The organism is Prevotella disiens (assembly GCF_900454955.1).
Taxonomy (GTDB): Bacteria; Bacteroidota; Bacteroidia; order Bacteroidales; family Bacteroidaceae; genus Prevotella; species Prevotella disiens.
In genome coordinates, this window is the sequence record NZ_UGTL01000001.1 from 391,302 (window position 1) to 415,468 (window position 24,167).

Genomic DNA, 24,167 nt, shown 5'->3' on the forward strand with positions numbered 1-24,167 from the left:
CGTATGTCATATAGTAAAATAGTGACGCTTAGACAAATGCGTCCCGCTTATAATATTAAAGAGGAGAGCGATGGCGAATGGAAAACTTTCATTGCGAACGACCAGTTTAACGGAGTTTTGCATAAAGTAATCAGTGCCGTGCGCAACAACGATGCTGACAATCACAAATCTATCTGGATTGCTGGGACATACGGTACGGGAAAGAGCCACGCAGGGGCTGTCATTCAGCATTTACTGTGCGACCCCATAGACGATATTCGTGAATATGTGGAGGACGAATATAAGAAAGAACGGTACGATGTTTTACGCAATAGCCTCTTGCAACTCCGCGAAACAAAGCGGCTTTTTCCCGTAAATCTGTATGGGCAACAGAGTATTGCTCACGAGGAAGACTTATCGTTACAAATGCAGCGTGAGGTAAAGCATGCTCTTTCAGCAGCAAATATAGATGTTACTGTGCAGACAGACTTTGATATGTATGTGCAGCATATCGAGGACCAGTCACAATTTTGGGAGAATCTCATAGAGCAAAATGCTCAACTTGCAAGTGTGGCTCCAGATACCAATAAGTTGAAGCAACGTCTGATGGCAGCTGACACAGATGTGCTTGATAGTGTGCGCCAAGCCTTGCGTATAGGAGGATACGACATTCGCCTGAAAAGCAACAACCTTAAGCAATGGATATTTGAGGTGCAGAATGCCCTTAGAGAAAAAACCGATTACGATGGTATGCTGATTATCTGGGACGAGTTTACCGAGGTAATGACCTCAAGCATAGGAACCCGCTTGTTGGTACAACTTCAGGAACTTGCAGAGTCTATGATGAACACAGAGAATGACACTTACTTCTTGTTTATATCTCATCCCTCAGCTCTAAATACGCTTAAACAAGAAGAACGCGAAAAGACCAAAGGGCGTTATCATTATATGGTATACAATATGGAACCCGTTTCGGCATTCAAAATCATGTCGAAGAAGTTCAAGATTGTAAACTACACTTTGTACATGATGCGCCAAGAACGCTTCTTTGGCATGCATCCAGACTTGTTAGAGATGTTCAGCAGCGCCAGTACTGATACGGAACAAACGATAGAAAACATCAAAAACTTGTTCCCTTTACACCCTTCCACTGCCAACCTTGCTACTTATTATGCACGCGAAGCAGGAGCTAGCAGCAGAAGCGTATTTGAATTTTTGGCAAGTGATGCTGTGCGCGACTTCCTTGATGACGATGAAGCTTATCATGCAGAACAGACCATTACAGCCGATTATCTATGGGACTATGTACGAGAATACTTTGAAAGCGACAGTACCAAGTTTGGCGCCGTCACCGAGAGGTATAACAGCCACCACTTAGACGTAGGAAGTCAGGGGGGCAATTACTTAAAAGTCTTTAAGGGTATTTTATTGCTGAATGCTTTGAATAACATCGCAAACAACGATACAGTTACACCCAGCACCGAGAATATTGAGAGTTTATTCTCAGGTACGGAAGTAGAAGATGAGTTGGAAGAGATACTTGATTTCTTTAATGATAAGAGTATTATCCAACGTCAGCCGAATGGCAACTTCTCTATTCTTTTCACAGCATTGCCGGGCGACGAGATACAAAAAATACAAACAGAACTAAAAACCACACGCTTCCTGTTTACCGATCAGGTAATTAAGTTTGGATGCACAGCTGATAATGCTTTCAAACGAAATTTATCTCAAGTGGCTCGCCCTTATACATTCCATTTTTTCAGTGTGCAGAGTAACGAGTACACGTTAATGAACCAAATAGAAAATGCAAAGAAACAGGCGAAATGTTACGAGACATTCCTTGCCATTATGGTGGCTCGAAACAATCAGGAACTTTTGCTTCTGAAAGAGATTGCGGAGAAGAATTGCAAGGATGAACGGTTCGAAACTATTACATTTGTCGTTATTGAGAGAACATTGGGCGATCAAGAGTATGAACGTTTCATAGAATATCAAGCAAATGCACAATGTGCCCAAAGCCACAATCTACCACAGCAACAACAAACCTATACCAAACAAGCTGAAGATATGATACAGGACTGGGTGAACAAAATGCGCGGTGGGAATGTGACGTTCTATCTTAATGGGGACAGCATGACCATTGTAGGAAGCAAGATGACCAGTACCATCAATGGCAGCATCGCACCAAGCATTTTTACGAGTGGCCCTGAATCGCTGGAAACCATACGAACAAAATTTAGCGCAACCTACTGGAAGAAAGCATCGGTGAAAGCAACAGTTGATGCCGTGTTAAGTTACAATACGAAGCAAGATATTATAGACAAGTGTGGAGGCCCCGCCCGCCATGTAGAGTTCTTGTTACAAGACAGTGTAGATGACAACTTAGCTTGGAAAGACACCGTCTCGCCCAATCACCCACTGAAAAAAGTATGCGATTATGTGGATGAATGGCTTAGTGGTAGGCATACTAACAAGAATCAAAGTTTTAATCTTGGTGACAAACTTATAGGACTAACAGAAGCACCCTTTGGACTCTTCCAAAGTTACGCACCAATGGCAATGGTAGCCTTCGCCATGCGCAAGTATATCAATGTTATATTTGACACCAACGGCAAACAGCGCACGGCCCAGCATCTTGTAGAGGATGTCGTGGAGATGTTCAAAACTTGGGAAAGTGGCAGGTCAAGCAACAAGCTGAACTTTATATTTGAGAGTAAAGAAGCCGGACGGGTTTGCAAAAGCCTTATTAAAATGTTCAATCTGAACAAGCTGAAAGGTTATTCTGACATCAGCAGTCTGAAAGATGCTCGTTGGGCTGTACTTCATGTATATTGTAAAGAAAAAGGCTATCCGCTGTGGTCATTAAAAAACATCGAAGAATGTTCTCCAGAAATAAAAGAATTCATTGACAATCTCATGCGTGTTGTGAGTGATCCAGAAAGTATGAAGAACCCAAGTCTGCTGGAAAACACCATTAATGGTTACGATGCTTTAAAAACAGACTTTGGTAATCTGCTCATACCCTCTGCAGACTACTTCCACAAAGGCTTTGTAACATATATGCAGAGTATAGACAAGGTAAATGTGCAGGATGACGAAGTGGAAGAAGCACTAAAATATCTGCATGAGCATTTGGAAAGTGAGATCGGCATGTGGACAGAGGAAGAGGTGAAAGACAAATTGAAAGATTGGCGTATATCTAAAGCTACGCCTACCATTCAGCCTACATCATCATTTAACCCCTCTACTATTGTAGCTGAGCCCTCTGTAGACACTCCCACAATTAATTCTGAAGAGTTAAAGAAGAAGCGTAATAAAGCCATTAACCGCATAAACAATAGTGAGGACTTGCGTCAAGCTGTTGAAAATATGATTGCCGAAGAAGATAGTTATGTCATAGATATATTGTTGAAATATGTATAAGGAACCGTTCAGAGAAATGGATGCCCTCAAAGCACATGTTGAGGACGACAAGCAAGCAAAAGGTATTGGTGCTTCTACCTTAGATAGATATCCAATACGATTTGTACTGTTTGACAATTTTCGAAACTGTTATGACTTTGTAGATTTTCTACAAACAGAACAAGGTGTATATGTTGAAAGTGTTGATCATTGGATAGATACTAACTATCCTGACCTTCTCATTACACATGTGGAACTTGCAGATCGAATTAAGGAACACATAAAGAAAAAAAGTCCTAATGATTGCGTGATTGCACCATTCTCTGAACTTGCTCGCTTTTATGACAACGAGGATAAAAAATCCTTTGACGCTTTGATAAAAACCATCAAAGCCATTCAAGCGACCCCAATGGCTCAAAAACAACACCAGCGTGTTTATATACCACTCGTAGGTCTGGAAGGTAAGATGAATACTTTCAAAAATGATAGCCAAATCAATATTTGGAGACTGATATCAGGAGATAAAGACTTGACATACAAACTTATCCTAACAGAAGACACAGACTTTGGGGTAAGTGGGCTGGGAGCTAACTATACCATTGTAAACAGCATTCGGGAGTGGCTGAATATATGGAAAGATAGCGCACAACAAATTTCACCGCAAATTATCTGCAAGTCAAAGGCTATCTTTGCCAATGCTCGATTTGCTCAACCTGACAATGCTTTCTCTTATCAGATCTGTCATACTGCATTCCAATTTTTAGCGGATGGTTTGAATCTTGAATTTGATGGTATTGTGCCATTGGAAACTGACGGAGATAACTGGAATATATTGGCAGAGAGCATTGATGTTAGTAATGGCTTTAATTTTAATAATTTCGTTAAACAATACTTTAGTATCAATGATATAGAATCATATATGGACTTCATTCGTCTTTGGTTTGACAATCCCTATATGTTCAGCCGTTGGCTTTTGGCACGTTTCTATATCAACAAAGAAAAAGGTGAAGGCTATTTATGTAGATGTCTTAATGCGATATCTTCTTATGGCACAAATGAACTGATAGAGAAAATGGCAGGGGATATAACGGAAATTGCTGCAGAAATGCAAGTACGCAAATACTGCCTTACCTATGCTGCTCAAAAGAATGTTCAATTATCGAATGCTGCAGAAAACATGATAGCAAAATCTTTACAGAGCTTGCCTGCAAAGATTGGTTATGCTGGGTCATTAAGATATTTTACGGGAATCACACACAAAGAAAAAGAATTTGCAGTAAGTTGGTTGGGACAAGGTCTTATTACACCCAATGAAATATCGGAGTTCTTCCCTGACCTGTACACCTATATGTCTGAAGGTATTGGAGTTGCAACAGGAGTTCCTAATTGGGTGAATTCTTACATTGCGCAATATAAGAAAGCTAAGATTGCTAATCAATACACAACAGATATAGAACAATTTATAAATAAACTTAATGGTTCAGAGTCTTCATTTGATATGTGGTATAATTCTTTCTGTTCCACATATACCTTACTACAAAATCGTGGCGACATTGAAGTTTTTTATTGGATTGACGGATTGGGGGTCGACTGGATTCCTCTAATTAAAAGCATAATTGCTGAGAGAAAAGACCAACAGATTTTCCTCAACGAAATTAGGATTGCTCGTGCCCTTCTTCCTACTAAGACCGATATAAATAAGAAAGATCTACAGCGCCTTCTTCCTCAGGGTGTTCAATTGGAGAAGTCCGGCGACCTTGATGCATTGGCTCATCGTTCAGACAACATCAGTCCATTTACCATTATCAAAGAAATAGATGTTGTACGAAGAAGTATTGAAGAAATTTTGCATAAATACATAGGTAAGAAGATTGCTATCATCTCTGATCATGGTATAACATATTTGTCACAACTTGTAAATGGAAAAAATATGGTAGGCGTGGATAGCGACCATCACGGACGCATTGCCATTCGCAAAAGGACAGATTCTGCTGCGGATAACAGCTATTTCCGTTTAGAAGATAACAAAACACTGTGTGCACTAAAGCATGAATCGCTTTGTGGTAAAGTTCCTTCAGGGCAAGGTGTTCATGGTGGCTGCACACCAGAAGAAGTCTTAGTACCCATTTTTATAATTTCAAATACACCTGTGGCAAGCAACGTATCATTCCATCTGATAACAAATGAAGTTAGTGGTGTTAACCCACGCATACAATTTGATATTAAGAACATGCCATCAATAGATACTCCTTTTGTCCTTTACAATGGAATAAAATACAGAGTTCGTCATGTGTCTGATGATAGATACGAAACTGAGGATATAACACTGGATGGTAACATTACAAACTTTACCTTCCTTTTGGGTGAATTTACTCACCCCTTCAACGTTAAGGTAACTACAGGAATCCAAGAAGAAGATTTATTTGCTTTTTAATAAATAACCCCTTATGAAAGACGAAATAAGCCAAAAGATAAGACAGCACTTTTCTGCGATGTCTATTTATAAAGATCCAGCATCTACAAGCAGTCTTTTTGCAGGTAGAAACCTTCCTGCCTTTGTTAAAGATTTCCTGCTAAAACGCTATTTAAATATCCAAACAGGTGAGGTGGATAAAATGGCTCTCACTCAATTCTTAGATAAAGTTATTCCAACAAAACAAGGCAGTGTGAAAGACAGACTGCAAAATGGAGAAGAAGTTACACTTTTGGCTCGCTTTGTGGTATACATTGACATTGTAAAAAATGAGCGTCAATTTGCCATTCCTGATTATGGTATCAAACAACGTGAGGGGCTAATTCCAGAATATGTTTATTCTCGCAACCCTGGCGAATTTGTTGAGGGTGAGAAATGGGGTATTATCAAACTTTGTCTACTGCCAGACGATGATGGCAAAAAAAACCATATCCAAATGGTAGATTATAAACCATTCAAACCTTATAGTTCTGTGGATATCTCCTATCTTGCAGAGGCACGTAACTATTTCACCACTTTAGAATGGATTGACGTGTTGTTGTCTGCAATGGAGTATGACCCTGATGGATTCACATCGCTAACCCAAAAATTGGAGTTCCTTACCCGTTTGCTCATTTTTATAGAGCCACGTCTGAATGTGATAGAGTTAGCTCCTAAAGGAACGGGTAAAAGTTATGTCTTTGGCAATCTTTCTAAGTATGGCTGGCTGGTAAGTGGTGGCAAGGTGACGCGTGCTAAGTTGTTTTTTGACAAAACGAAACAGCAGAATGGTATTATCAAAAACCATGACTTTACAGTATTCGATGAAATACAGACTATCGTTTTCCAAGAGCCTGCCGAGATTCAAGCTGCTCTAAAATCATATTTGGAAAGTGGTAAGACTACCATTGATAATAATGAGTTTTCTTCGGAGTGTGGCTTGATGCTTATGGGAAACATTCCTTTGTCAGTTCAACACATGCCAGTGTCGCCTTTTTATTTCAGCAACCTGCCAGAGAATTTCCGTGAGTCGGCTTTGCTCGACCGCTTTCACTGCTTTATTGAAGGGTGGCTTCTCCCGCGAGTGGACAAAAGCATGATTTTCAAAGGATGGACTATCAATGTGGAATACTTTTCTGAAATTCTCCATACAATGCGTACACAGAATACCTATGGATTATTATTCGATCAACTCGTCCGCTTTGAAAATAAAGCCGATGTGCGAGATAGTAATGCCGTGAAGCGTATTGCTACAGCCTATATGAAACTGCTATTCCCGCACTGGCAGCGTACCGAGGATATAAATGAGGAAGAATTTAAGATGTATTGTCTTGACCCAGCGGTACATCGTCGTGGCATCGTAAAGGAACAATGTCATAACATCGATCCTGAGTTTAAGAGCCGGATGCCTTACGTTGAAGTAGCACAAAAAGGTTTCACTGAAAATAAACTCTTTTAAACGATGGTTGTCTATTATATAAATGAGGTAAGTGATAATCTGAGAACATATACCTTTCCTTTTAAGGAAGGTGATATTTGTATGCTCCATGAAGGAGATATTGTAAAAACGGTTTATATCGATAGCGATGTGGAAGATAATTCTATCTTTCGAGACTTCCGTTATATTGATACAAAATCTTTGAGAGGTTATCACTTTCCAAATACAGACACTATTCTTTGTACCCCATATGAGAGAGGTAAGGCAAATGGCGATAAAGCTCTTGTTTCGCTCCTGTTGACGGATTGTAACGGAGAATGGCTTACCGACTTCCTAAATGACACGCAGGCTATTCTGGAGGGTACATGTGACTACTGGGACCTAACAGTTCTTCGTCGATTAACGAGCGAAGAAAATATAAACATCGTTTTTGAGACTCCTATAGAAGAGTCATTTACAAACAGGATGCCGAAACTGGTTTACCTACCTGAAACCGATAATTTTAGAATTTACTCCAAAGAACTTAACTTATCCGTTGGTGACTATTGTTTTTGCCATATAGCCAATGGCATTATACTGATTCAAATAGACAAGGAATCCGATATAATAGACAATGTATCTGATTTCAGATTGATAGAAAGTGTCAAAGAACCAGAAATCATGTTGCCATTGGGTACAACGATCCTCTACGATAACACAAATGTCAGAGAGGACAAATTTTTGTTTCGTTTTGATAGTATAGTTAAGCAATCTGTATCCAAATCCATCTTGTTTTGTGCTCTTAACGATTTACCTTTGTCTGAAGACGAAGATGTTAAGGATTATTTAGATGGAAAAGATGAAAGCGACAATTTTTCTGAAAACAAGCATTTGTCTTCTCTATTACTTGAGATCATAGGGACTCTCGAAAAGAAGATGGAGCAAAGAAACTATTCCATCCTAAAAGATCTTATAAGGGGTGATTCCAGAAGTGAAGTTGCCAAGAAGAATAATCTTTCACAAGAAAGAATACGACAACTATATAAGAAAACACTGGAAGAGGTTAAGTTTATTCTTATTAATGAAGCCCAAAAGAATGAACAACTATGTAAAGACAATATAATACTAAAAGCGCAAGCTCAACTCTATATTGAGGAGATAGAGCGATTAAGAAGCGTAGTAAAGGATGAAAGTTTGAGAGAGCCTGCTAATCTATCTGTAGATATCAATACTTGTATTTCAGAAATACTCCAGACTCCTATCCTGAATCTACATCTTCCTGTAAGAGCTGTCAACGTATTAAATATTTTAGGTATCTCTACTTTAGGTGAAATTCCCAAGATAGATACAGTAGCCACCATACTTAATGTGCGAAACTGTGGGAGGAAGACTGCCCATGACATAGAAGTCTTCATTGAAAAGTTCGGTCTTAGATTCAGAATGACGAACAATGAAATTGTTAATACATTGATAAATGCAGATTTAAGCAAGATCTCCCATTTCCTCAAATAAGGATTATAGCTTTAATTGTTGCATGTTTTTTGATGTCTATCATAATAGCAAAAATAAAAATATATGACGATACAAGAAATACAGACTCGCAAGGAAGACCAGACTTTTGATTGCAAAAGCATTCAAATTGATTCGAAGGCTTTGGCTATTACCATTGTGGCGTTTGCTAATGCTGACGGTGGTGATATCGCTATCGGTGTGTCTGACAAGACAAGGAAGACAGAAGGGGTTGACCAGCATACGGAAAAATTGAATGAATTGTTGCGTGTGCCCTTAGATTTCTGTAATCCTTCTGTGGCTATTACCAGCGAGTTGTTATCATGCACGGATAAGGATGGAAACGAGAACCATATTTTATTGATGCACATTCCTGCCAGCTCTGAATTGCATGTCAATCAAGCTGATGAAGCCTTTATGCGTGTCGGTGACAAAAGTAGGAAATTGTCTTTTGAGGAGCGCATACAGCTGATGTATGACAAGGGCGAGCGCTACTATGAAGATACGGCTGTGTATGGTGCTACGGTTGATGACATTGATATAGCTGCTGTAGAAAGATATACAGAATTGATTGGTTATACCAAGTCTGCCAATCAATATCTACATGAGAATAATGGCTTCATAACTACCAATGTTAAGGGAGAGGAGCAAGTTAGTGTGGCTTGTATCCTGTTGTTTGGTAAATATCCTCAAAAGTTCTTTCCTCGTGGGCGTACTCGCTTTATCCGTTATAAAGGCACAGAAGAAAGGGTGGGCGCAGAAATGAACGTGATTAAGGACGTAACTTTTGAAGGAACGATACTTGATCAGGTGAAAGCCACGATAGCTTATCTTGAAACCCAAGTAGAGGAACACACCTTTCTTGGACAGCATGGACAGTTTGTAACCAATAGGGATTACCCAAAGTTTGTGATTCAAGAAATGGTTGTCAATGCCTGTTGCCACCGTGCCTACAATATTAAAGGTACGGAAATCCAAATTAAGATGTTTGACAATCGCCTTGTATTCGAGTCGCCGGGTAGATTGCCAGGAACGGTCAAGCCCTCTAACATCCGACATACGCATTTCTCACGAAATCCTAAAATAGCCCAATTTCTTAAAGCATACGACTTCGTGAAGGAATTTGGTGAGGGTGTGGATCGAGTGTGCAGAGAGTTGGAAGCTAATGGTACACCACATTTATCTTTCCATCTTGATGATTTTATTTTGAAAATTACAATACCGAAGGGTTCATCTCAAGTTAAAAACCAAATAAATGCAACTGCAAATGCAGAAAAGAGGACTGTAAATGCAACTGTAAATACCCAAAATGCAACTGTAAACAGCAAGAACCTTATTAAGAGGTTAATTGAAAAGGCAACTGTAAATGGAGAAAAGCTCACAACTAATCGTATATCCATCTTGCAGTTAATGGTTGAAAATCCTTATATAACTAAGGATGAAATGGCAACAATTACAGGGCTGAATGGAAGTACTATCATGCGAAATATTGAAAAAATGCGTGGCAAATATCTTCGTAGAGTAGGCTCTGATAAAAATGGTTTTTGGGAAATCATATACTAAAATATTGCATAACAAGCCCAACCAAACGAGAATTTTGGTTGGGCTTGTTACATATGGAGAACTACCTCAATTTTCTTTGTATCAGACTATCTGCCTTGTGCTTCAATTCCATATCGTAATCATCTGCTTTTTCCTTGATTAGTTTAATAATCTTTTCATTGCGATGAATGTCAAACACATCGTTAAGCCATAGGATTTCCTTAGGGCTACAACCTCTCCATACTCTAATGATACGAAATTTCAAGGCATCATCCTTGTATTGCTGTTTACTTTGCCACAAGAAGTAATTACCGACCAAAGAAACAAAACAAAGCATAGATACTGCCACCATAGTAGTAAATGCTTTCGATGACTTGATGTCAAAGCTATGCCTGTGAAGTAGTTTCTGCGGTATTGGATGCTCTTTCTGTTCCTGCCATTCGTGCAACATGGTCAAGACGCTTGCCACCAATTTGTCCATGGATTTAGCCTCCTCGTCCTTGATGCGTACTTGTACTCCAATATACTTGTTAATCACGTCTTTTGTACGCTGTTCATACTGATTAAGCAATTCCTGTTCTTTCTGCTCATCACTTTGTGCTAGTGTAGATTGAACAGGGAGGGAAACAGAACCGTTCTCCTTTTCTTTCAACTCCTTTAGCTCCCTGTAAATTGTCTCCAGTTTGTTTTTGATTTCCTCAAAGAGGACAAATGTATTATTATCAGCCATAGTTATAAATGTATTTTACGTTTTTTCTTTTTCTTCTTTTTATCAAGTGTGTTGTAAACCTCCGCAGGGACAGTACCATGAGTTTGAAACAAATCCAATCCTCCTTCTATGAGGTTGTTGGTAATTTCGCTCGTAACACTTGCAACATTAGATATAAGATTTATCGTTCCTTGCATCTGCTGTTTGTGTTCCCTGTTATTTTGTTGCAGGGCAAAGTCTATCTTGGAATAACTGAAACCCCTATCCACCTTTGAACCGTTGAAATGATAACCGTTCTTTTCAAAGATGATACCTTGCACCTCCTGTGAGTTGCTTTTGAACTTAAAGCGGACATCAATATCTTGCTTTTTCAAGTGAGCAAGAAGGTCTTTCCAATTCCTGCACTGAGCAATCTCTGCTTTCAACGTCTGATAGATTTCATACTTGGTCTTATCAGGTTCTTTCAAGCGATACTCTTTGACTTTCTCTTTGCCATCAGCAAAGTATAAACCATATTTGGTGGTCAGTTCCTTACAAATCTTCTCACTTTTGAACCTATCGTTACGGTCAGAGATAGTCTTTCCGTTATTATCTATCCGATTGAAAGCGATATGAACATGTGGATGTTCCTTGTCAAAGTGGCGACCGATAATGTACTGCGTATCTTTTATTCCCATCTTCTCCATGTATTCACAAGCGATCTGCGCCATCCATTCATTACTGAGTTTGGAAGAATCCTGTACAGAGAAACTTAGGGAGATATGTCCCACAACCTTACCCACTCGCGGATTAAGTTCTGTTTGGTCGATGAAACTTTGGACAATATGACTAATACTGTCTGTCCGCACTCCGGAACAGTCTATAAGCTCCGTTCCTTTCTTCGGGTCAAGGATGTAATTGATTACACCCTTGAAGCCCGAACCTTTCATTATCTTTGCTATCATCTTCGTATCAGATTTAGGATTTCATCAATCTTGCTAATGATGATTTTATGGAAAGGAGCAATGGTATGAAATCCTTCCGCATTAGCACGATGTGCCAACTGATTGAGATTATTTGCCATGCCACACAGCTTACGGATGAAGTTTGCCTGCTCTACGGTCAGCCGTTCAATGACATTTCCTTTATCAAGAACTTTTCTTACAAACTCACTCATGGTTACTCCTGCACTTTTAGCTTTGCCTTTGAGCGTATAGTAATCCTGCGTATTCAGTTTCACCGTGATACGGTATTTCTTCTTTTCGGCTACGCCCTTGGTTGGACGACCACCTTTTTTATATTCTGTTCTTATCATACTTGTTTCGTTTATTGATTTGATGGAGACCAACGGGATAATCCTCCAAACCGAGTGATAGGAGGTGGAGCAAGTGGTTTTGGTATGCCCAAAACATAAACTTGCTCCTCGAAAAATAGATTATGCGGAACATATTCCTGTAATCATCGCTTAATCCCTTTGGTTTTCTTGATTTCTGCTTTCTCAGAACGTTTGAATTCAGCACACAGATACTCGTTCAAGTCCTTGAAACCATTGTATATAGTTGATGAATCCGTAACAGAATCTCGTAGTCTTTTTGATAATTGCAGGTAGGCATTTCTTCCTGCATCGTCATTGTCTAAGAAACATTGAACACTGTCATAGCGTGATAATCTCTCTATCGCCTTATGAATATTCGTTACAGAATTGAGTATCAAATAATCCTGTTGCCTTAGTCCAGTATTCTGTGGATTTTCTTTCCTTTTCAGTGTCATGAGTGACAGGAAGTCCATGAAACCCTCGAAAAGAAAACAGACTTTCTTTGGCTCGTCGGCATAGAAATGACTGATATCTTTCGGTGCAATGCAGCCCTTGAAGAATGGATTGCGTAATTCGTAGCCACCTGCGATATTGGGAAAACCAATACCGAAGTAATGTTTGCCATTGGAGTCATAATGTAGTTCCTTACATACAGAAGCTGCCACCTCCAGATCAATACATCTGTCCCAGAGATATCTCATCAAAGCTGGGTGAGATAAAGCAAGTATTTGTAAATTCTCAAAATAGTTTGTTTGCTGTTTCTCCTTAATATCTGCAAATGATGTAGAAAATATGGATGTACAATTGGGAACATTATCCTCTATCTTGCGAATAAGATACGACACATCAGAGGATTTGTAGAGCAGTTCTGCTAAGTCTATGATGTTTCCACCCTTGCCAATTCCGAAGTCGTACCATTGGTTACGCTCGGTGTTTACCTTGAATGAAGCATGGCTCTCCTGACGAAAGGGGGAAAGATACCACAACTTGTTGCCTTGTTGCTTAGTGGGAGTATGTCCCAGACTTGCAAGAAAATCTTGCAGCTTTATTGTTTTGATTTCTTGAATGTTCATATTAAAGTGAAGTTGAATGGTATGAAAAATTGATGATTTGATGAAATGAAACATAATATGCTAATTATAAAAGGCTTATATACTCATCGTTGCTTCATCGCAATGCTTATCGAAGTAGAAGATACTTCTTAGAAGTACCAATATCTCGATTGCATGATTTCGTTATTTCCCTATCTCGTTTCTTAACATTTTCCCGAAATACTGAGATTTCTCCTTTATTGCATACCTGACTTTGTTTAGCAAGTTGTACTTTTGTGCGGACAAAAGTGTTGCCGATTTCGTGAAATCGGGAAGGGGGAGGCGCAACTCACGTAAAGGAGCCAACCAAAAGAGAAACTTGATGTATTTTTCTTTTGGATAGTACAGAATACTTCTTTCATCATTCCTTTATACTGATGAGCAAAAGGATGAATGAGCAAGATGTTGCCAATCAGGAATTTATATGCTTCTTTCATCATTTCATCAAAATAATGATTAAATGTTCGCGAGTTGTTCTTTGGTTACGGTATAATACCTACCAGTCCGTTTGATGGGTGAGTAGTTCCGCAAGCTGTTATAGTCTATCTGATAGGTTAGATACGTCAGCGTGTTGGATGCAGGAGTGAGTTTCCATATATCCTGCACTATCCTGCGGACTTGGCTCTTGTCAGCCTTGCATCCAGTGTTGTTCAGCAAGCACACCATATCATTGATACAGAAGGAAAACTCGGTAACAGTCATCTGATCCATCACTTCCAAACAGAGTTCGGACATTTCCAACTCAATCTTGTTTCGGTTACTACGGATAATACGTTGCAAGGCTGGCGTAAAGGTCAGCTTGGGTGCAAACCACATACGACTCTCTTTGTTAGTAGATAATGTGCGGTGCTGTAGGAAATAGAGAAAGGCTGGAATTTCGGCTTTCAGCTTTTGCAGAAAGTCGGTATCATCGCTTTTAAGACGTTCTATCTTCCTGACCCAATATCGGGTTTCTCCCACGTCAATGATGACAGGGAGTAACTCGTTATTGGAACAGAGCACAAACTTGGCAAAGAAGGAGATTTCATCTCGGTCTTTGCCTTTTGCTTCCACCTTATAGGAAAGCGTTGTACTGAGATTTTTCAACCGTTCACTATCCTCCCTGCGGTTGAGTAATACCTCGTCCACAACAATGAGCAGCTTTCCTGCCCAATCCGAATTGAACTGACTGCGAAAATCCTCGTTAGTGTTGAAAGTTACATTGTTCTGGAAAACGGCTTTAAGGAAATTGAGGAATGTACTCTTCCCAGTATTGCGTTCCTCTGACACCATTAGGAGGATGGGTAGTTTCTGCACGGGTTGTAGATAGAGCAACTGCAAATAATCCATACCCAGCTCGTATTGTTCCCCGAAGATGTGACTTATAAGGGATTCAACGTGCGGAAACTCTCCCTCTTTTGGTTGGTGTCCTATTGGCTCGTAGAGATTGAGAAACTTGTCAATAACTGGTTGATAATTCACATGGTTAGGAACAGTACAGAAACCATCATACTTCGGTACAGTGGCAATGAAGTCCTTGCCATAGTCTTGCCGTAGCGTTTCGTTGTTCCATACGATACGCTTCTTGACGAAACCGCCATTGATGCGTGGTTGGTTCACGATCTTGTATAAGGTCGTGCCAACACGGATAAATTCTTCTTGTGCCATGAACTACTTCTGCATTAAAGGTTTGTTGCCCATGATATACCGCTGTGCATCTTGCGTTATCTGCGCAGAAGTTTTAATGGGATTCTGGCGTAGCCATGCTTCAAGTTCTGCTTTCTCAAAGTAAAGCATTTTGCCTTGTGGTTTGTAATGCGGTATCAGATTACCCGATGTGAGTTTGTAGAGATAACTCTTTGAGAGGTTTAAGAACCTGCTGGCTTCTTCAAAACTCAGCACATTCTTATTCATGAATACCATTTGTTCGAGTTCTTCAACTCGGGTTTCTAATGTTTTTTCCATATTGTAAACATTTTGAATTAAACAATATGAAGGTGCACCTTCGCTAATTATTTGTTAACGATGGCAAAATTAGAAACGATAAAAGTAAATGGCGTTGAGCGATGTTTGAGGTGTCAATCTATGCTCAACCTTTTTTCAGTTGTTTGATGTAGTTATCAATGGTTTCCCATCCTTTCGGCTGCTTCATATTGATTTGATCTGTTGCAGTGGAAAGGTCGGTGCGTGTCAGTGGCGTATCTTTTGTTTTCCCCAAGACAAGTTCATTACGAGCAATCGCAGATTGCCATTCATCAGTAATGAACCCTCGAAGATTAAGACTTTGCATGAGATATGCCAGTTGGCGGTTATTGTTTGATTTCAGAACACCTTTTAGTTTACAAGCAAAAAAGTCTTTAAGTATCTTGGGAGATATGCGAGTAGTGAATAATTGAATTTCGTTGATGCAAGTGGTTAGAACCTCAATTTGCTCATCTGTAAAATCAGATTGAAATGGATTTGTTCCTTTACCAATGATGACCGGTTTCTTTTTCTGCTTACATGGGTCGTCGTTTATCAAGACTGAAGAGCGAGTCCGATCGGTTTGTACCTCTGTCAATTCAATTCTTTCTATTTCTGCCATGAGATATTTTGCGTATCGCTCATATAGAATCGCATCAACAAGATACGAGAACATCGGTAGAACATCATTATATACGGTGTGTTCCTCAATGTACTTGGCATATTCAAATAAAGAAATGGAGAAGGAGGTATATTTCTGTTTTTGTTCTTTGGTCAGTGATTCAAAGAAAGTGCTTTCCCACAAAAAGTCATCATCGTTGTAATACTCCTCTACACATGTAAGAGTAGGATGATTCTGATAAATGGAAGAAAGTTCGTCAGTTATTCGGATATATTCTTTTTGCAAAATCTCTTTGAGCTGTATATTGCTTATGCAACTCTTCTTCCTCAGAATATTTCCAATGAGCACATTGTAGGTCTGAGTAATGCAGTAGTTTAATATTCGTTGAATACTGTCAAGCTGTATCTTTAGATTGTCATTTTCCATTTTGTAATTTTCTATGGTGGGTACTGTTTACAAAGATAGGGCATTCGTTGGAGAAAAAGCCAAGAAAGGGAAACAAACAGAATAAAAGGGAAGAGTTGTCGTTAATTAAATATAAATCTGAGTGACGAGAAACTATAAAAGTACACCTTTCTCATTGTATTGTTATATAGTACACTTTTAGTACGCATCGAAAAAGAAAAATCCCTTGTAAATCAATGACTTACAAGGGATTTGCGGTACCCAGACCCGGGCTCGAACCGGGATGGATTGCTCCACTGGTGTTTGAGACCAGCGCGTCTACCTATTCCGCCATCTGGGCTTAATGCCTTTTTGATTAAGCGGTGCAAAGGTATATAGAAAATATGGAAAAAGCAAATTTTTTGATAAAAATATTGTGGTTAATTGTGTAGATGTTGGGTTTAAAGGCTTAGAATGTTGTTTAAAATGGAAAATTCGATGGTTTTGAAGGAATTAAAAAGATCTGTTTTAATGTGTAATAAAAATGATTCTGTAGGTGGAAAAGGGGTAGTAAAAGTTAAAAGCGTAAAATATGGTTCATTCTTTTTAAATAGTATTTTGCTTAAAAATAACACTTTAGCAATTTCATTCTTGTTGCATGTTCTTACATTATATTCTGTTTTCCAACTCATAGAAATTACGAAAATATTGTAGAGGAACGAAAAAATAGTAAAAAAGTGATTTATTTACAGGATTTTACTTACCTTTGCGAATAGATAATCAATTCAAATTTTAAAATAACGAATTAAAATGAGACTAAGACACTTTCTTTTAGTTGCTTTACTCTTTGTTGTAGGATTGGCTAATGCACAGCAGTTTGGTTCTATTCCTGTGAACAAAAACGTGAGGCAAGGTAAGCTCAGCAATGGTCTGACTTATTACATTTTGCGTAATAATTGGCCTGAAAAAGTTGCCAACTTCTACATTGCGCAGCGTGTTGGTTCTATTCAGGAAGAAGAAAACCAACGTGGTTTGGCTCACTTCTTGGAACACATGGCATTCAATGGTTCTGAGAATTTCCCAGATTCTACTTTATTAGAATTTACTCGCTCTTTGGGCGTAGAGTTTGGTAGCGACCTTAACGCATACACTTCAATCGAAGAAACGGTTTATCGTGTGTGCAACGTACCTACAAAGAATCAAACAGCGTTAGATTCTTGCTTGTTGATTATGAAAGACTGGTCAAATGGTCTTACGCTTGCTGATAAGGAAATCGACAAGGAACGTGGTGTGATTCACCAAGAATGGCAACTGGGTCAAAATGCTATTATGCGTATTTACGACCGTGCTTTGCCAAAGATGTATCCTAACAATAAATATGGTTTGCGCTTGCCTATTGGTTTGATGAGCGTGGTTGATAACTTCAAATATCAAGCCTTGCGCGATTACTACAAGAAATGGTATCGTCCAGACAACCAATGTATTATCGTAGTGGGCGATATTGATGTAGACCACACAGAAGCTCAAATCAAGAAACTTTGGGCTAACGTAACTGTTCCTGCTAATGCAGCTCAAGTAACCAAACTTGAAGTGGCTGACAACGATGAGCCTATCTTTGTTTTCGACAAGGATAAGGAAATGCAAAACGCTACTATCAGCATTATGATGAAGCACGATGCTTTCCCTGATGAAATGAAATCAAATCAGGCTTACTATATCGACAATTACATGAAGAACATGATTTCCATGATGTTCAACCAACGTTTGGAAGAAATGAAACAAAAGTCAGAATGTCCTTTCACAAGCGCATACGGATATGATGGAAGATTCATGCTCTCAAGCACAAAGGATGCTTTCACATTAAGTGCACAAGCTAAAGAAGGTAAAGACTTGGAAGCATTCAAGGCTATATATCGTGAAGCTCAAAGAGTACGCCAATATGGTTTCACTCCAACAGAGTTCGAACGTATGAAAGCTGAATATCTTTCACAACTTGAATCATCTTACAGCAACCGTGATAAGATTACAAACAACAAGTATGGCGATGAATTGCGCGACCACTTCTTGAAGAATGAGCCTATTCCAACTATCGAAGATGAGTACAAAATCATGAAGCAATTCATCGAAATGCCTGCACTCAACTACCAAGTAGTAAACGAATATGTTAAGGAACTTATCTCTGACAATGATAGCAACCTCGTAGCTTACATCTTTACACAAGAAAAAGCTGGTAAGGACTATGTTACTGAAGACGAAATGGCAAAGGCTATCAAGGACGTTCGTGCTGAAAAGATTGAAGCATACGTTGATAACGTAAAGAGCGAACCATTGGTTGATGAAACAAAATTGCCAAAGGCTGGTAAGATTGTTAAGGAAACTGAAAATAAGAAATTCGGTTACAAGGAACTTATTTTGAGCAATGGCGCACGCGTCATCTTGAAAAAGACTGACTATAAAGCCAACGAAGTACGCCTCTTTGGTTCTTCTAAGGGTGGTAACAGCCTTTATGGAAAGGGCGATTACGACAATATCACTTTCTTTGATGGTGTAATTGGTGCCAGTGGATTGGGCAATTTCTCTAACCAAGAACTTACTAAGGCACTCTATGGCAAACAAGCTGGGGCAAGCATTTCGCTCGATACTTACAAGCAATCTGTTTCTGGTCATGCTATCCCAAAGGATGTTGAAACCATGATGCAATTGGTTTACCTCAACTTCACCAATGTTAAGAAAGACCAAGCATCGTATGATGCAATGATGAAGCAATACGAAGAAGCATTGAAGCATAAGAGCCTCTCGCCAGAAAGCGTATTCGGCGATTCTGTAACCATTACACTTTTCGGCAATAGTCCACGTCATCAACCACTTAGTGTGAAGACATTGAACGGAGTAAACTACGACCGCATTCTTCAAATGTGGAAAGAACGTTTCGCAAACCCTGGACAATTCATTTTCACAATTATTGGTAATTATGATGAAACCACTATCCGTCCTTTAATTGAAAAGTACATTGGTTGCTTACCAAAGGGTAAGGTAGAAAATTGGAAGGAAATTCCTATGTTTGCAAAGGGTAAGGTTAAGAACCACTTTACAATGAAATCAGAAACTCCAAAGGCGCAAAGTTTCGAATTCTGGAGCAAACCAAGTCAATATAACGTTGAAAACGATGTATTGATTGATGCTGCTGGACAAATCCTTTCAATGGTTTACTTGAAGGATATTCGTGAAGACCAAGGCGCAGCTTACTCTGTTGGTGCAAGTGGTGTTCTTGCTAAGCGTGGCAATAATGTGATTGCTATTATTCAAGCACAATGCCCTATGGACCCTAACAAGGCTGAATTGGCTGTGAAACTCTTGAACGACGGTATCAAGAATAACTCTATCAAGGTGGACGAAGACAAACTTCAAAAGGTGAAGGACTTTATGCTCAAGCAAATAGACATTCGCATGAAGACAAATGGCTATTGGATTGGCATCATTGACGATTACCTTTGGAACAACGTTGATATGTATTCAGGCTATAAAGCTGCTGTCGAAGGTTTGACAACACAAAAGATTGCCGACTTCTTCAAGAGCTTGCTCGCATCAGGCAACCAAATTGAAGTGGTAATGACACCTGCTAAATAAGCAAGAACATAATTTATTTTAGGTAAATCAAACTCGCCCTGAGTGAAGATAATTACCTAAAATACAAATAAATACCCCCACGATTGCATTTGCTCTCGTGGGGGTATTTTCTTTTATCCTTCGAGTTGAAAAAGATAAATTATGGCTGTAATCATAATTTATCTGCCTTAAAGTTTGCATATTCCACTTTTTTATTACCTTTGCACACGTTTTATAAGGATAAAAAAATGACATCAGAATGTAATTCAAAGCAGAAACATTTTCAATCGCTTAGCCTGATTGGAGTTGTTGTAACGTTAGGTATTGTTTATGGCGACATTGGTACTTCACCTTTATATGTAATGAAAGCAATCGTGAGAGCGGGCAATGTGTTCGACCCTAACTATATTATTGGGGCGGTATCGTGCATCATTTGGACGCTAACTTTGCAGACAACTGTGAAGTATGTACTCATTGCGTTGAGAGCAGACAACCGTGGCGAGGGTGGAATATTAGCCCTTTATGCGCTCATTCGCAAGCGAAGCAAGGCATGGCTGTATCTCTTAGCCATAATTGGAGCAAGTACTTTGGTGGCAGACGGAGTAATAACGCCTTCTATTACAGTGCTTTCGGCAATCGAGGGATTAAAGACTTACGAACCCGAAACGCCTGTTATCCCTATTTGTTTGTGCATTATTTCTGTGCTTTTCTTTATCCAACAATTTGGAACACGTGCCATTGGTAAGTTTTTTGGACCTTTAATGTTGGTTTGGTTTGCAATGATGGGATTTGTAGGCAGCATTCATATTTCAGACTATTGGCTCATCTTAAAAGCATTCAATCCTTATTATGCCTTAGAATTATTGATACAAAGTCCTGAATGGTTCATCATTCTTGGAGCAGTTTTCCTTTGTACTACGGGAGCAGAAGCCCTCTATTCCGACTTAGGACACTGCGGAATAAAGAATATTCGTGTTAGTTGGGTGTTTGTAAAAACCATGCTTGTGTTGAATTATTTAGGTCAAGGCGCATGGATTATCAGCAATCCAGAAGCTGTAACGCCAGGTATCAATCCTTTTTATGCCATTATTCCGCGCGGAATCCTATTCTTTGGCATAGTCATGGCAACCATTGCCGCTGTCATAGCGAGCCAAGCACTCATCAGTGGGTCGTTTACAATCTTTAGCGAAGCCATGAACTTGAAGTTTTGGCCCCGCATTAAAATAAAATATCCAACGCAATTAAAAGGGCAACTCTACATACCGATGGTCAATTCTGCCCTTTTGGTGCTTTGCATCATCGTTATTGTGTTCTTCCAAAGTTCTGAAAACATGGAAGCAGCCTATGGTCTTTCCATTACCATAACCATGCTGATGACCACCTTTTTGCTCTTGGCTTACCTCTCACAGAAAGCCGTTAATAAGTTTGTCATTGCGCTTTTCGGAATTATTTTCATTGGTTTAGAAAGCATTTTCTGTGCCGCCAACATGTTCAAATTCTTCCATGGCGGTTGGGTAACAGTGCTTATTGCCAGCTTACTCTTCCTTGTAATGTATGTTTGGCACAATGGTAAACAGCTCAGAAGCCGCCAAGTGAACAGTATGGACGTGCGCGAACAATACAAAATCATATCGGATATAAAGAACGATAAGTCCATTCCTAAGTTTGCTACCAATATGGTTTTCCTCAGCAAATTGGCAGGGCAGTACGAAATAGAGCAAAAAATACTCTATTCTATCATCAATAAACACCCCATGCGAGCCGACCATTACATTCTTTTGCACATTGATTATCAAGACGAACCATCAACGTTGGCATACGAATTTTTCACCCTCGTGCCAGATACTTTGTATCGAATTAACTTGAAATTAGGTTTCCGTGTTCACCCATTCGTGAGCCGTTATTTCCGACAAATCATTGAAGAGTTGGTGCAAAATGGCGAGTTCACCCTCGATAGCTGCTATCCGTCATTGGAAAAGCACAACATTCCAGCCAACTTCATCTTTGTGCTTATCAATCGTATTTACGTTGCGCTCAACATGTACTCTATGAAGGAACATTTCATCATGAACCTTTATAGCATCATTGGCAAGATGCGCATTAACGTTTCGCGCTCCTTGGGACTCGATACCAGCAATGTAATTGTAGAAAACGTGCCACTCAACATTCCCGTAAAGTCCACAGCGCACACCATTTCACCAGTGCGCATCACCAATCTTGACCCAATAGAAGAAGACATACAAGGCATTTAAGCCTATAAAATAATACACCAAACGGAGTTAAGCCATACCGCTTAACTCCGTTTGGTGTATTATACCATCTGCTAATCGCCTCCTTTTACAAATTCAAATCCCCAATTCCATAAACTCAATCTTTCTATTCTGCAAATTCCAAATCCATATTTGCCACCGCTCGGCATTCGACAATATTCCTATCAAACCACTTTCCAACGCAAAACAGCCGCTTTTGCGCCTCAAAACAGCCTATTTTGCACCTCAAAACAGCCGCTTTCATTTTCCGTATCATTACAAACTAAACTGAGAATATAAAAAAGCGACACCTCAAATAGAGAGGTATCGCTTTTTATATTGGGTTGCTGTATTATTATGCGTTTACAGCGTCAGCGAGTTCAGCTCCTGGCTTGAACTTAGCAACTTTCTTAGCTGCGATTTGAATCTTTTCCTTAGTTGCAGGATTAATACCTTCGTGTGCTGGGCGTTCTGTTACTGAGTAAGTACCGAAACCTACCAATTGAACTTTATCACCTGCTACAAGTGCTTCTTTAATGGCTGCAGTAGTTGCATCTAATGCTTTTTTTGCGTCAACCTTGCTTAAACCTGCGCCAGCTGCGATTTTCTCGATAAGTTCTGTTTTGTTCATAATTCTTGAATTATTGATTTATAATTTACTAAAAAAATGTTTCAACGTTTTTGCAAATATACTTGTTTACTTTCATAAAACAAATAAAAAAGCAAAGAAATCTAAACTTTTTGGTAAAAAAAGTCCGTTATTGCCTGAAAATATGTCATATAATGGAAAAAAATAGTATTTTTGCAGCACAAAGAAAAAGTGCTTGGAGCGGTGCAATGTCTTATAGTTCTTTTGAATTAGGGGGATATATGCAATATTTGAGCATTGACTTTATAGAAGATATTGCTACATTCGGCAAATTGAAAAATATTTTTTTGCACTCGTTGGCACTATTTTTGTTGTATAAAAAGATGAGGAACAGAAAAATGTTTCTATAAAACGAAAAGTTATTTAAAATGCGTAATATACCAACTGTAACAAAAAATTTGCTTCTCCTTAATGTTATTGCCTTTGTGGCAAGCATTTTATTGGGAGGAATGGGGATTGATTTGAATAATATATTGGGGTTGCACTTCTTTCTCTCGGAAGATTTTCACCTATGGCAGTTGGTTACCTACATGTTTATGCATGGTGGCTTCATGCACATTCTAATGAATATGTTCATGCTGTGGATGTTTGGCATGGTCATGGAAAATGTTTGGGGCGGTAAAAAGTTCCTTTTATATTATATGGTGTGTGGTATTGGGGCAGGTATTTGTCAGGAATTGGCGCAATATGGCACTTATATGTATGAAGGATTGAGTGCTTATCAATACGTTGCAACGGAAATGGGGCGCATATCAATGGATAGTTATTTGAATTTATGGACTACAGTTGGTGCTTCTGGAGCGGTTTATGGCGTGTTGTTAGCGTTTGGTTTGACGTTCCCAAACGAACGAATGTTCATCATTCCTATCCCTATTCCGCTGAAAGCAAAGTGGATAATCATGGGTTCAATTGCGATGGAATTGTTCTCGGCAATGGCGACAAGCAACGATGGTGTAGCCCATTTGGCTCACTTGGGAGGTATGCTCTTCGGTTATATTCTGATAAGATATTGGCGCAAACGTCCTTACAATAATAATTCGTTTGGGGGAAATGGGCGACAATTCTTTGACAATATGCGTACAAATTGGGAGAATCGAAGAGGAAACTCAACACATAGTCAGCGAACAACAAATGGTTGGACACAGAATACCACCCGAAACGAGCAGAAAACACGAACTGAAAGCGATTGGGAATACAATGCAAGGAAGAAGCAAGAACAAGAAGAAATAGACCAAATACTCGATAAGATTCGTAAAAATGGTTATGACAGCTTGAGCAAAGAAGAAAAGCAAAAGCTATTTGATAGTAGTAAATAGAA

16 protein-coding genes and 1 tRNA gene are annotated in these 24,167 nt (G+C 39.2%); 8 read left to right on the plus strand and 9 right to left on the minus strand.

The window, feature by feature from the left end; translation table 11 throughout:
* The first annotated feature begins 3 nt into the window (after positions 1-3).
* The 5 genes from DYI03_RS01630 to DYI03_RS01650 all read left to right on the plus strand — a co-directional run bounded on the left by DYI03_RS01630 (position 4) and on the right by DYI03_RS01650 (position 10,325).
* Positions 4-3,405 carry a hypothetical protein gene (locus DYI03_RS01630; protein ID WP_021669284.1) on the plus strand — a complete coding sequence of 1,134 codons (3,402 nt, stop codon included), beginning with the start codon at positions 4-6 and terminating at the stop codon, positions 3,403-3,405.
* Positions 3,398-5,818 carry a BREX-4 system phosphatase PglZ gene (pglZ, locus tag DYI03_RS01635; protein WP_021669283.1) on the plus strand — a complete coding sequence of 807 codons (2,421 nt, stop codon included), beginning with the start codon at positions 3,398-3,400 and terminating at the stop codon, positions 5,816-5,818. The genes DYI03_RS01630 and pglZ overlap by 8 nt, the downstream gene beginning before the upstream one ends.
* A 13-nt stretch (positions 5,819-5,831) precedes the next feature.
* Positions 5,832-7,295 (plus strand): BREX system Lon protease-like protein BrxL, encoded by a 1,464-nt coding sequence (brxL, locus tag DYI03_RS01640; protein ID WP_021669282.1) that lies wholly within the window; start codon positions 5,832-5,834, stop codon positions 7,293-7,295.
* A gap of 3 nt (positions 7,296-7,298) precedes the next feature.
* Positions 7,299-8,765, plus strand: coding sequence for a DNA-directed RNA polymerase subunit alpha C-terminal domain-containing protein (locus tag DYI03_RS01645; RefSeq protein ID WP_021669281.1), 1,467 nt, complete (start codon positions 7,299-7,301; stop codon positions 8,763-8,765).
* 63 nt (positions 8,766-8,828) lie between these two features.
* Positions 8,829-10,325, plus strand: a complete 1,497-nt coding sequence (locus DYI03_RS01650) for an RNA-binding domain-containing protein (RefSeq protein ID WP_021669280.1) — start codon at positions 8,829-8,831, stop codon at positions 10,323-10,325.
* A gap of 61 nt (positions 10,326-10,386) precedes the next feature.
* Here the strand turns inward: DYI03_RS01650 and DYI03_RS01655 are convergent, their stop codons facing one another.
* The 8 genes from DYI03_RS01655 to DYI03_RS01695 form a co-directional block, all read right to left on the minus strand.
* The gene (locus tag DYI03_RS01655) at positions 10,387-11,034 is read right to left on the minus strand and encodes a hypothetical protein (protein WP_025064749.1); all 648 of its coding nucleotides are present in this window, start codon (positions 11,032-11,034) and stop codon (positions 10,387-10,389) included.
* 2 nt (positions 11,035-11,036) lie between these two features.
* The gene (locus DYI03_RS01660; protein ID WP_115367871.1) at positions 11,037-11,957 is read right to left on the minus strand and encodes a relaxase/mobilization nuclease domain-containing protein; all 921 of its coding nucleotides are present in this window, start codon (positions 11,955-11,957) and stop codon (positions 11,037-11,039) included.
* Positions 11,954-12,307 carry a plasmid mobilization protein gene (locus DYI03_RS01665; protein ID WP_021669723.1) on the minus strand — a complete coding sequence of 118 codons (354 nt, stop codon included), beginning with the start codon at positions 12,305-12,307 and terminating at the stop codon, positions 11,954-11,956. The genes DYI03_RS01660 and DYI03_RS01665 overlap by 4 nt, the downstream gene beginning before the upstream one ends.
* A gap of 143 nt (positions 12,308-12,450) precedes the next feature.
* Entirely contained in the window at positions 12,451-13,380 is a 930-nt protein-coding gene (locus tag DYI03_RS01670) for a toprim domain-containing protein (protein WP_021669722.1), read from the minus strand.
* Between the two features lie 474 nt (positions 13,381-13,854).
* The gene (locus tag DYI03_RS01680; protein WP_021669720.1) at positions 13,855-15,045 is read right to left on the minus strand and encodes a primase-helicase family protein; all 1,191 of its coding nucleotides are present in this window, start codon (positions 15,043-15,045) and stop codon (positions 13,855-13,857) included.
* Between the two features lie 3 nt (positions 15,046-15,048).
* Positions 15,049-15,342 (minus strand): helix-turn-helix domain-containing protein, encoded by a 294-nt coding sequence (locus DYI03_RS01685; RefSeq protein WP_007174946.1) that lies wholly within the window; start codon positions 15,340-15,342, stop codon positions 15,049-15,051.
* A gap of 124 nt (positions 15,343-15,466) precedes the next feature.
* On the minus strand, positions 15,467-16,387 hold the full coding sequence (locus DYI03_RS01690) for a hypothetical protein (RefSeq protein ID WP_021669719.1): 921 nt from the start codon (positions 16,385-16,387) through the stop codon (positions 15,467-15,469).
* Positions 16,388-16,624: 237 nt separating this feature from the next.
* A tRNA-Leu gene (locus DYI03_RS01695) sits at positions 16,625-16,706 on the minus strand.
* 449 nt (positions 16,707-17,155) lie between these two features.
* Here DYI03_RS01695 and DYI03_RS01705 point away from each other — a divergent pair.
* Complete coding sequence (locus DYI03_RS01705) at positions 17,156-19,972, plus strand: M16 family metallopeptidase (protein ID WP_021669717.1); 2,817 nt, start codon at positions 17,156-17,158, stop codon at positions 19,970-19,972.
* A gap of 227 nt (positions 19,973-20,199) precedes the next feature.
* Positions 20,200-22,203: a KUP/HAK/KT family potassium transporter gene (locus tag DYI03_RS01710; protein WP_021669716.1), complete on the plus strand. Its 2,004-nt coding sequence runs from the start codon at positions 20,200-20,202 to the stop codon at positions 22,201-22,203.
* A 352-nt stretch (positions 22,204-22,555) separates the two neighbouring features.
* Here the strand turns inward: DYI03_RS01710 and DYI03_RS01715 are convergent, their stop codons facing one another.
* Positions 22,556-22,831 (minus strand): HU family DNA-binding protein, encoded by a 276-nt coding sequence (locus DYI03_RS01715; protein ID WP_004356604.1) that lies wholly within the window; start codon positions 22,829-22,831, stop codon positions 22,556-22,558.
* A gap of 386 nt (positions 22,832-23,217) precedes the next feature.
* Here DYI03_RS01715 and DYI03_RS01725 point away from each other — a divergent pair, with 386 nt between their 5' ends.
* Positions 23,218-24,165, plus strand: coding sequence for a rhomboid family intramembrane serine protease (locus DYI03_RS01725; RefSeq protein ID WP_004356602.1), 948 nt, complete (start codon positions 23,218-23,220; stop codon positions 24,163-24,165).
* Positions 24,166-24,167: the final 2 nt, after the last annotated feature.

Bases quoted from the DNA above. Each gene is read 5' to 3' on its own strand.
- DYI03_RS01630 (WP_021669284.1), top strand. From the start codon at position 4: ATGTCATATAGTAAAATAGTGACGCTTAGACAAATGCGTCCCGCTTAT.
- pglZ (WP_021669283.1), top strand. From the start codon at position 3,398: ATGTATAAGGAACCGTTCAGAGAAATGGATGCCCTCAAAGCACATGTT.
- brxL (WP_021669282.1), top strand. From the start codon at position 5,832: ATGAAAGACGAAATAAGCCAAAAGATAAGACAGCACTTTTCTGCGATG.
- DYI03_RS01645 (WP_021669281.1), top strand. From the start codon at position 7,299: ATGGTTGTCTATTATATAAATGAGGTAAGTGATAATCTGAGAACATAT.
- DYI03_RS01650 (WP_021669280.1), top strand. From the start codon at position 8,829: ATGACGATACAAGAAATACAGACTCGCAAGGAAGACCAGACTTTTGAT.
- DYI03_RS01655 (WP_025064749.1), bottom strand. From the start codon at position 11,034: ATGGCTGATAATAATACATTTGTCCTCTTTGAGGAAATCAAAAACAAA.
- DYI03_RS01660 (WP_115367871.1), bottom strand. From the start codon at position 11,957: ATGATAGCAAAGATAATGAAAGGTTCGGGCTTCAAGGGTGTAATCAAT.
- DYI03_RS01665 (WP_021669723.1), bottom strand. From the start codon at position 12,307: ATGATAAGAACAGAATATAAAAAAGGTGGTCGTCCAACCAAGGGCGTA.
- DYI03_RS01670 (WP_021669722.1), bottom strand. From the start codon at position 13,380: ATGAACATTCAAGAAATCAAAACAATAAAGCTGCAAGATTTTCTTGCA.
- DYI03_RS01680 (WP_021669720.1), bottom strand. From the start codon at position 15,045: ATGGCACAAGAAGAATTTATCCGTGTTGGCACGACCTTATACAAGATC.
- DYI03_RS01685 (WP_007174946.1), bottom strand. From the start codon at position 15,342: ATGGAAAAAACATTAGAAACCCGAGTTGAAGAACTCGAACAAATGGTA.
- DYI03_RS01690 (WP_021669719.1), bottom strand. From the start codon at position 16,387: ATGGAAAATGACAATCTAAAGATACAGCTTGACAGTATTCAACGAATA.
- DYI03_RS01705 (WP_021669717.1), top strand. From the start codon at position 17,156: ATGAGACTAAGACACTTTCTTTTAGTTGCTTTACTCTTTGTTGTAGGA.
- DYI03_RS01710 (WP_021669716.1), top strand. From the start codon at position 20,200: ATGACATCAGAATGTAATTCAAAGCAGAAACATTTTCAATCGCTTAGC.
- DYI03_RS01715 (WP_004356604.1), bottom strand. From the start codon at position 22,831: ATGAACAAAACAGAACTTATCGAGAAAATCGCAGCTGGCGCAGGTTTA.
- DYI03_RS01725 (WP_004356602.1), top strand. From the start codon at position 23,218: ATGCGTAATATACCAACTGTAACAAAAAATTTGCTTCTCCTTAATGTT.